The 8,161-nt window shown below is 72.1% G+C and carries 6 protein-coding genes and 2 pseudogenes; 1 reads left to right on the forward strand and 7 read right to left on the reverse strand.

Annotated features, from left to right (window positions below; translation table 11 throughout):
* Positions 1-18: 18 nt before the first annotated feature.
* The 4 genes and pseudogenes from B4E97_RS17040 to B4E97_RS19050 form a co-directional block, all read right to left on the reverse strand.
* Positions 19-1,863 (reverse strand): AMP-dependent synthetase/ligase, encoded by a 1,845-nt coding sequence (locus B4E97_RS17040; RefSeq protein WP_029211224.1) that lies wholly within the window; start codon positions 1,861-1,863, stop codon positions 19-21.
* 170 nt (positions 1,864-2,033) lie between these two features.
* On the reverse strand, positions 2,034-3,287 hold the full coding sequence (locus tag B4E97_RS17045; RefSeq protein ID WP_376786238.1) for an alpha-hydroxy acid oxidase: 1,254 nt from the start codon (positions 3,285-3,287) through the stop codon (positions 2,034-2,036).
* On the reverse strand, positions 3,284-4,177 hold the full coding sequence (locus tag B4E97_RS17050) for an MFS transporter (protein WP_286960929.1): 894 nt from the start codon (positions 4,175-4,177) through the stop codon (positions 3,284-3,286). Before B4E97_RS17050 ends, B4E97_RS17045 begins: the two co-directional genes overlap by 4 nt.
* 91 nt (positions 4,178-4,268) lie before the next feature.
* Positions 4,269-4,739, reverse strand: a pseudogene (locus tag B4E97_RS19050) (MFS transporter); the annotation flags it as partial.
* Between B4E97_RS19050 and B4E97_RS17060 the strand changes: the two are divergent.
* Positions 4,723-5,361, forward strand: a complete 639-nt coding sequence (locus tag B4E97_RS17060; RefSeq protein WP_286960930.1) for a GntR family transcriptional regulator — start codon at positions 4,723-4,725, stop codon at positions 5,359-5,361. The pseudogene B4E97_RS19050 and the gene B4E97_RS17060 overlap by 17 nt on opposite strands.
* A 21-nt stretch (positions 5,362-5,382) precedes the next feature.
* Here B4E97_RS17060 and truB read toward each other — a convergent pair whose 3' ends face one another.
* The 3 genes and pseudogenes from truB to B4E97_RS17075 all read right to left on the reverse strand — a co-directional run bounded on the left by truB (position 5,383) and on the right by B4E97_RS17075 (position 8,124).
* Entirely contained in the window at positions 5,383-6,351 is a 969-nt protein-coding gene (gene truB, locus B4E97_RS17065) for a tRNA pseudouridine(55) synthase TruB (RefSeq protein WP_029211220.1), read from the reverse strand.
* A gap of 232 nt (positions 6,352-6,583) precedes the next feature.
* Positions 6,584-7,015: pseudogene (rbfA, locus tag B4E97_RS17070) on the reverse strand (30S ribosome-binding factor RbfA); the annotation flags it as partial.
* 65 nt (positions 7,016-7,080) lie between these two features.
* Positions 7,081-8,124, reverse strand: a complete 1,044-nt coding sequence (locus B4E97_RS17075; RefSeq protein WP_286960932.1) for a TRM11 family SAM-dependent methyltransferase — start codon at positions 8,122-8,124, stop codon at positions 7,081-7,083.
* Positions 8,125-8,161: the final 37 nt, after the last annotated feature.

The raw sequence follows: 8,161 nt of genomic DNA on the forward strand, positions 1-8,161 counted from the left end.
CGGCCGGTGGTGATGACCTCAGGCGCTGTAGTTGCGCTCGATGTGGTCGGCGAAGCGGTCGGAGACCACCTTGCGCTTGAGCTTGAGGCTCGGGGTCAGCTCCCCGTCCTCCACGGTGAGGTCGCGAGGCAGGATCGAGAACCGCTTGACCATCTCCCAGCGGTTGAGCCCGCTGTTGAGCTGGTCGACATACCCCTGGATAAGCTGCTCGGCCTCGGGAGAGGCGACCACCTCGGCATAGGACCTGCCGGCCAGACCGTGCTCCTGGGCCCAGGGCATGATCATGACCTCGTCCAGCGCGATCAGGGCGGTGACGTAGTTGCGCTCGCTGCCGTAGACGATGAACTGGCTGGCGTAGGGGCACAGGCCCTTGAACTGGATCTCGATCTGCGAGGGCGCGACGTACTTGCCGCCAGAGGTCTTGAAGACGTCCTTCTTGCGGTCCGTGATGCGGATGAAGCCGCGGTCGTCGATCTCGCCGATGTCGCCGGTGTGGAACCACCCGTCGGTGAAGACCTGCTCGGTCAGCTCGGGGGCGTTGTGGTAGCCGCGCATGACGCCCGGCCCCTTCATCAGGATCTCGCCGTCCTCGGCGGTCTTGAACTGCGTGCCCGGCACGGGCCACCCCACCGTCCCGAAGCTGTAGCTCCCGGGGTTGGGACGGTTGACCGAGGAGGCGGAGCTCGTCTCGGACAGGCCGTAGCCCTCGGTGATGAGCAGTCCGCACGCGGCGAACCAGCGCGCGATCTCCGGGTCGAGCTTGGCCGAGCCGGAGACCATGGACTTGATCCGGCCGCCGAAGCGCGCGCGAACCTTGCTGAGCACCAGACGGTCCGCGAGCTGGTGCTGCAGCTGCAGCGGGACGGGGATCGACTCGCCCCGCTCCTTCAGCTCGGCCACCTGGCGGCCGACCTTGAGGGCCCACGTGGCGATCTTGACCTTCTGCGGCGGACCCTCCATGAGGACCGTGCTGATGCGGGCGTAGGCCTTCTCGAAGATCCGCGGCGCCGCACCCATGAAGGTGGGCTTCACGATCTCCATGTTCTCGACGATCTTGTCGATGCGGCCGTCGATGCAGGTGGGGAAGCCCACCTGGAAGGACAGCGCCAGCAGCAGCTTGCCCATGACGTGCGAGAGCGGCAGCCAGAGGTACTGCAGGTCGTCCTGGGTCACGAGCTGGACCGCGTCGACCGCGGCGCCCTCGTAGACGATGCAGTCGTGGGTGAGGATCGCACCCTTGGGACGGCCGGTCGTGCCGGAGGTGTAGATGAGGGTCGCGACGTGCTCGCGCGAGATGCCGTCGATGCGGCGGTCGACCAGCTGCGGGTCCTCGGCGAGTGCCGTCCGGCCCAGCTCGGCGAGGTCGTCGAGCGTGATGACCCAGTCGCCGTCCGGGGTCCCGTCGAAGGTCACGACCTTCATCACGTCGGGGAGCTGGTCGCGCTGCTCGCGCACCTTGGCGACCTGGGTGTCGTCCTCGGCGAAGACGACCCGGCTGCCGGAGTCGGCGATGATGAACGCCACCTCGCTGGCGATGGTCGTCGGATAGACGGTGCTGGTGGCGGTGCCGCTGCACATGATGGCCAGGTCGGCCAGGGCCCACTCCAGCCGGGTGGTCGAGGCGACGGCGACCCGGTCCTCGTGCTGGACGCCGAGCACGATGAGCCCGGCCGCGAGGTCGTAGGCCCGGTCCTTGACCTGACGCCAGGTCAGCGTCTGCAGCTCGTCGCCGCGGAAGTACTGGAAGCCGGCTCCGTCCGGGGTCTTGGCGGCCCGGTCACGGAAGACGTGCGCGACGCTCTCCATGCGGTTGTCGATGACCGGCCAGTCGACCTTCTCGTCCTTGGCGGACAGCAGGGGCATGTCTTCTCCTCCACGTCGAGGGATGGGTGCGGGGTGACCCACGAGTAGCTTTCGGGCGAGTGTGCCTGTTCGCGTCGCGAAAAGGAAGGACGCATCTCACACTCTCCCCTGTTCGGCGCCGTGGCGCCGGTCGAGCCTGGGAGCCCGTCGGGCGGGAGCCCGGCCGAGCCTCAGCGCTGCTCGAGCCAGTCGAGGCGGACGTGCTCGGGTCCGAGCTCGGACACCGAGCCCACCCCGAGCAGCTGCATGGTCGTGGCCATCTCGCGGGTGAGCAGCTCGAGCAGCCGGTCCACGCCGCGCTCTCCCCCGGCCATGAGGCCGTAGAGGTAGGCCCGGCCGATCATGGTGAAGTCGGCGCCGAGCGCCAGCGCCGCGAGCACGTCGGCGCCCGAGGTGATCCCCGAGTCGAGGATGATCGGGACGTCGGGCCCGAGGGCCGCCCGCACCGACGGGAGCTCGCGCAGCGGCACCGGTGGCCGGTCCAGCTGACGACCGCCGTGGTTGGAGAGATAGACCGCGTCGGCGCCCCGGTCCACGACCATGCGGGCATCGTCGGCGGACTGGATCCCCTTGACCACCAACGATCCCGGCCACGCCGACCGGATCCAGTCGAGGTCCTCGAGGCCCAGGGTGGGGTCGAACATCGAGCCGATCACGGCGGACGTGGCGGTCGTGCTGTCCGTCAGGGACGCGAAGGTCAGCGGCTCGGTGGTGAGGAAGTCCCACCACCACCGGGGGCGGTAGGACGCGTCGAGGACGGTCCGCCAGGTCAGCGTGGGCGGGATCGTCATCCCGTTGCGGGCATCCCGGTGCCGGAGCCCGCCGGTGGCGGTGTCCACGGTCACCAGGAGGGTGTCGTATGACGCCGCGCGGGCCCGCTGCACGAGCTCGAGGCAGTCCTCGCGCCGGTCCTTCCAGAGGTAGAGCTGGAACCATCGCCGCGTGTCCGGCGCCGCCTGCGCGAGCGCCTCGATGGAGGTGGTGCCCATCGTGGACAGCGCGAACGGCACGCCGTGCCTCGCCGCGGCCCGGGCGCCGGCGACCTCGCCCTCGGTGTGCATCATCCGCGTGAACCCGGTGGGGGCGATGCCGACGGGGAGGCTGCTGCGGCCACCCAGGACGTCGACCGACAGGTCCACCGCGGGCACCGGCCGCAGCACCTGCGGGCGCAGCTCGACCTGGCGGAAGGCCGCCCAGTTGCGGCGCAGGCCCTCCTCGCCGTTGGCCGCGCCGTCCACGTAGTCGAAGGGGCCGCTCGGCGTGACCCTCCGGGCGATGCGGCGCAGGTCGCCGACGTCGGCGGCCCGGGCGAGGCGGGCGCCGGTCAGGTCGCGGCTCGGCGCCGTGAAGCGCACCAGCGGTCGCAGCTCGGCGGGACGAGGCAGGCGGCGCGGCATACGGCGTGGATCGGTGGGCAGGCTCACGGGGCGACCTCGGTGCGGGGGTTGTCGGCGGACCCGCGGGCCAGCAGGACCGCGAGCAGGGTGACGGCGAAGCACAGCGCGAGGAACCCGGCCGCCAGGTGGACCGCGCCGTGGGCGGCGGAGATGAGCGCCGCCGCGATCAGCGGCGTGTTGCCCGCGACGATCGCGCCGTTGAGCTCCCGGGCGACGGCCACCCCGGAGAAGCGGTAGCGGGCGGGGAACAGGTTGGTGAGGAAGGCGCCCTGCGCACCGGACGTCAGCGCCAGCACCACGCCGTAGCCGAAGCACAGCGCCAGGGTCACGATCAGCAGGTCGCCCGTCTGCATCGCCAGGAACAACGGGTAGGCGTAGAGCACGCCGATCGCGGCGCCGATCCCCATGGCCCGTCCGGCCCCGATCCGGTCGCCGATCAGGCCGCCGACGGGCGAGGCGAGGACGCCGCACAGCGAGGCGATCGAGACCGCGAGGAGCGCCTCGGGCTTGGCCATGCCGGCCTGCTTGGTGAGGTAGGAGAGCGAGAACGCCGCGAGGATGTAGTTGTTGGCGTTGTGCCCGGTGACGGACAGGAAGGCCAGCAGCACCTGGCGCCAGGAGCCACGCAGGAGCTCGGCCGCCGGCACGGCCTGCTTGCGCTGGTGCTCCTGGCGGCGCTGGGCGGCGGCGAACTCCGGCGTCTCGTCCATGTGGCGGCGGATCCACAGGGCGAGGAAGAACAGGACCGCCGACACGAGGAAGGGCACGCGCCACAGGCCGCCCAGCAGCGTCTCCGTGGGCACCGACGACACGGAGAGGAAGGCCAGGGTGGCGAGGAGCGTGCCGGCGGGCGGCGCGGACAGCACGATGGCGGTGTAGAACCCGCGGCGGCGCGGCGGCGCGAACTCGGCGACCACCGTCAGGGCGCCCGCGAGCTCGGCGCCGGCCCCCGAAGCCCTGCAGGATGCGCAGGAGCACGAGCAGCACGGCGGCCCAGATGCCCAGGGTGGCCGCGGTCGGCAGCAGGCCGATCCCGACGGTGGCGAGTCCCATGAGCGCGATCGTGAGGATCATGGCGGGCTTGCGCCCGACGCGGTCACCGATGTGGGCGATGATCAGCCCGCCGAGGGGGCGGAAGAGGAAGCCGACGGCGAAGGTCGCGAAGGCGGCCAGGTCGCCCGCGGCCGAGAGGCTGTTGGGGAAGAAGAGCGGGCCGATGATCAGGCCGGCGGCGGCGCCGTAGAGGGCGTAGTCGTACCACTCGATGAGGGTGCCCACCATGGAGGCGACGAGGGCCTTGCGGGCGCCGGGGGTGAGCCGGTCCGGCGGGGCGGTGGGGGGTGCAGCAGAGCGCGCAGACGTCATTGTCAGCTCCTGGTTCGGGGGTGTCGATAGACATACTGCAGATATATGACAGAGATCCGCAAGGGTTCTCGGCCGGTGGATCTGCCAGGATGGCCCCATGGTCCACGAGTCCATGTCCGAGCGGCTGCGCGACGAGCTGCGCGCGCGGATCGTCGCGACCGACGTGCACCCGGGCGACCTGCTCCTCGAGAAGTCCCTCGCCGAGGAGTACTCCGTCTCCAAGACCCCCGTCCGCGAGGCCCTGCAGATGCTCGCCGTCGAGGGCTGGGTCACCGTCATCCCCCGCCGCGGCTACACCGTCAGCAGCATGGGCTTCCACGACATCCGCGAGGTCATGGAGCTGCGCCGGGCCGTCGAGCCCATGGTCGCCGCCGCGGCCGCCGCCGGGGTGACCGCGGCCTTGGTCACCGACCTCGAGGGCCTCCTGGAGCAGCAGGTGTCCGCCTCGGAGCACGCGGAGGCCGTCCGTGCCGCGTCGTTGTTCCACCGGCGGATCGCCGCCGCCGCCCGCAACCGCCGGGCCGAGGCGACGCTGTCGCACCTGTTCGACGAGACCACCCGCGCGCACGCCCTGCTGCCCCCGCTCGCGACCTACATCGCCGCCGACAGCGAGCACGCCGCGCACGCCGACGTCCTGGACGCGATCCGCGCCGCCGACCCGGCCGCCGCCGAGCGGATCATGCGCGACCACCTCACCGAAGCCGAGAGCGCGATGATCGCGGCGTTCTATCGCTGATGCCCGGCTGGTGACGCGTCGTCAGCGCGGCTCGGCCGGGGCCAGCACCACGAGGCTGCGGGCCTGCGCCCGCGTCTCGTCCAGCATCGCCACCAGGCGACCGTCCGGGGCGAACCCCGCGACCACGCCCTCCCCCGGCACCCCGGAGCCGATCCGCTGGCCGTAGCCCAGCGCCGTGGCCTCCTCGGCCGTGAGCTCGTGCGCCGGGAACTGCGCGCGCGCCGCGGTCGCCAGGTCCAGCAGCGGCAGGGCGGGCAGGTCCGCGCGGTCGAGCCGGTCCACGCCGAGGCGGGTGCGCGCGGCGTCATACGCCGCCGTCAGGCCCTTGAGGTCCGCCGCCACGTCCAGGGCGTAGCCGCCCACGCGGGTGCGGCGCAGCGCGGTCAGGTGACCACCCACGCCGAGGGCCGAGCCGAGGTCGCGCGCCAGGGCGCGCACATAGGTGCCCGACGAGACCTCGACGCTCACGTCCAGGTCGTATGCCGTCTCCCCCGCCACGCGCTGGTCGTGGATGTCGAAGCGGGACACCGTGACCGGGCGCGCGGGCAGCTCGACGTCCTCGCCCGACCGGACCCGGGCGTAGGAGCGGCGCCCGTCGACCTTGATCGCCGACACGGCGCTCGGGACCTGCTCGATGGCGCCCGTGAGCCCGGCCACCGCGGCCGCCACGCGCTCGGGGGTGACACCGTCCACCGGCGTGGTCGCCGTCACCTCGCCCTCGGCGTCGTCGGTGACCGTCGCCTGGCCCAGGCGGATCGTCGCGTCGTAGGCCTTGTCGCAGCCCACCAGGAAGGTCAGCAGCCTGGTGCCGCGCCCCAGCCCCAGGACGAGGACGCCCGTGGCCATGGGGTCGAGCGTGCCGGCGTGACCGACCTTGCGGGTGCCGGCCAGCCTGCGGACCCGCCCGACCACGTCGTGGCTGGTCCAGCCGGCCGGCTTGTCCACGACGAGCAGGCCGTCGGGTCCGTCGGCGTCACGGCTCCTAGCCATCGGCACGCCCGGTGCCCTGGGCGGCGTCCTCCTCCTGGTCGACCAGGTCCAGCGCGGCCACGTGCTCGAGCTGGGAGGCCTCCTCGGCGTCGACGCCGCCGTCCTTGACGGACGCGGGCGGGGGCACGGCCATGTAGCCGTCCACCGAGTCCGAGTCGCTGGCGGAGGTGACGTCGCTGGCGGAGGTGACGTCGCCGGCGGAGTCGGCAGGTGCCGCGCCCACCCCGGACAGCTCGTCGTCGGCGCCCACGGGCTTCTTGTAGGGGTCGGCGTCACCGGCGTAGGCGGCCTGCGCGCGCTGGCGGGCCAGCTCCTCGTCCCGCTCGCGTGCCTTGCGCAGCGCGTCCTCGAGCTGGGAGGACGTCTCGGGCAGAGCGTCGGCGATGAACTCCAGGCTCGGGGTGAGCCGGATGCCGAGGGCCTTGCCGACGTAGGACCGGATCCGGCCCAGGTTGTCCTGCAGGGCGGCGGCGGTGCCCTCGCGCTCCTCGTCGGAGCCGAAGACGGTGTAGAAGATCGAGGCGTGCTGCAGGTCACCGGTGACGCGGACGTCGGTGATGGTGACGAAGCCGAGGCGCTCGTCCTTGAGGCGGTACTCGAGATACTCGGCCGCGACGACCTTGATGCGGTCGGCGATCTTGCGGGCGCGTGCCGGGTCTGGCATGAGAGTGCCCCTTCGTGATGGGTCGGACGCCGCCGGCGGGGGTGCCGACGGGCGTGGTGCGTGGGTCAGCCCTTGCGGGCGACCACGATGTCGCGGTCGATGGAGGCGTCGACGCGGTGACGGAGTCCACCGTAACCACCCTGGTCGACCACGGTGAGGCCATGTCGCCCCAGCAGGTCGGTCACGTCGTCGCGGGGGGCCACGTGCCGGTTGATCGCGAGCCCGACCGCGCCCCCGGTGCGCAGCGCCCGGACCCACCCGGGCAGCGCCTCGTCGAGCAGGTCGAGCGGGCTGCGGGCCAGGCGGTCGCCGTGGCTGCCGTGCTGGACGCCGTAGGGCGTGTCGGTGACGATCACGTTGGTCTGCCCGGCGGGCAGCGGGCCCTGCAGCCTGGTCGTGTCGACTCCCAGGTAGGTCACGCGCTGCACGCGTCCCGCCTTGTAGTCGTCCTTGTCGGCGGCCAGCTCGACGTCGAAGCGGCGCCCGAGGGTCTTGCCGTTGCGGCGGATGCCTCCGGAGGTCAGCTTGTGCTTGACCCGGTGCTGGCGCAGGTAGGTGCTGAGGAAGGCCTGGTAGGCCTCGAGGTCCTTGGCGTCCAGGTCGATGCCGGTGACGTCGAGCCCGAGCGTGATGGCGGTGCTGAGCGTGGTGCCGCGACCGCACATCGGGTCCAGGACCGTCATGGTGCCGTCGAGGTAGCGCTCGGGCCACGCCGTCGCCATGGCGGTGACGGTCAGCAGCAGCCGGGTGAACTGCTCGTTGGTCTTGCCCTGGTACTTCAGGATCGTGACCAGGTCGCTCGGGAACCGGTCCGGTCGTTCCAGCGCGACCGGCCTCAGCAGGGCAGCGTGCTCGTCGCCCTCGCGCAGATACAGGGCCTGTATGCCGGACAGCGCCGACACCGCGCGGAGCGGGTCGCCGGTCAGCGGCGCCGCCGTCTCGAACCCGAGGTAGTCGACCCCCGCCACCTCGACCGGCGCGACGTCCATGACGCCGTCCGGCACGAGCGCATCAGCGACACAACGCAGCTCGGCCGCCATGAGGGCGGGCGCCCGATCGGCATACACCCGGTTGTGCGAAGGCGCCACGAGCGCCAGGTAGGAGTTCATCGTCGTCCTTCGTGTCCGTCGGGCCCTGTCGGGACGG

Origin of the sequence: Arsenicicoccus sp. UBA7492 (assembly GCF_002479615.1) — a bacterium.
Taxonomy (GTDB): domain Bacteria; phylum Actinomycetota; class Actinomycetes; order Actinomycetales; family Dermatophilaceae; genus Arsenicicoccus; species Arsenicicoccus bolidensis.

Excerpts from the sequence above, each read along its gene's own strand:
- truB (WP_029211220.1), bottom strand. The coding sequence starts at position 6,351 with ATGGCTAGGAGCCGTGACGCCGACGGACCCGACGGCCTGCTCGTCGTG.
- B4E97_RS17075 (WP_286960932.1), bottom strand. The coding sequence starts at position 8,124 with ATGAACTCCTACCTGGCGCTCGTGGCGCCTTCGCACAACCGGGTGTAT.
- B4E97_RS17060 (WP_286960930.1), top strand. The coding sequence starts at position 4,723 with ATGGTCCACGAGTCCATGTCCGAGCGGCTGCGCGACGAGCTGCGCGCG.
- B4E97_RS17040 (WP_029211224.1), bottom strand. The coding sequence starts at position 1,863 with ATGCCCCTGCTGTCCGCCAAGGACGAGAAGGTCGACTGGCCGGTCATC.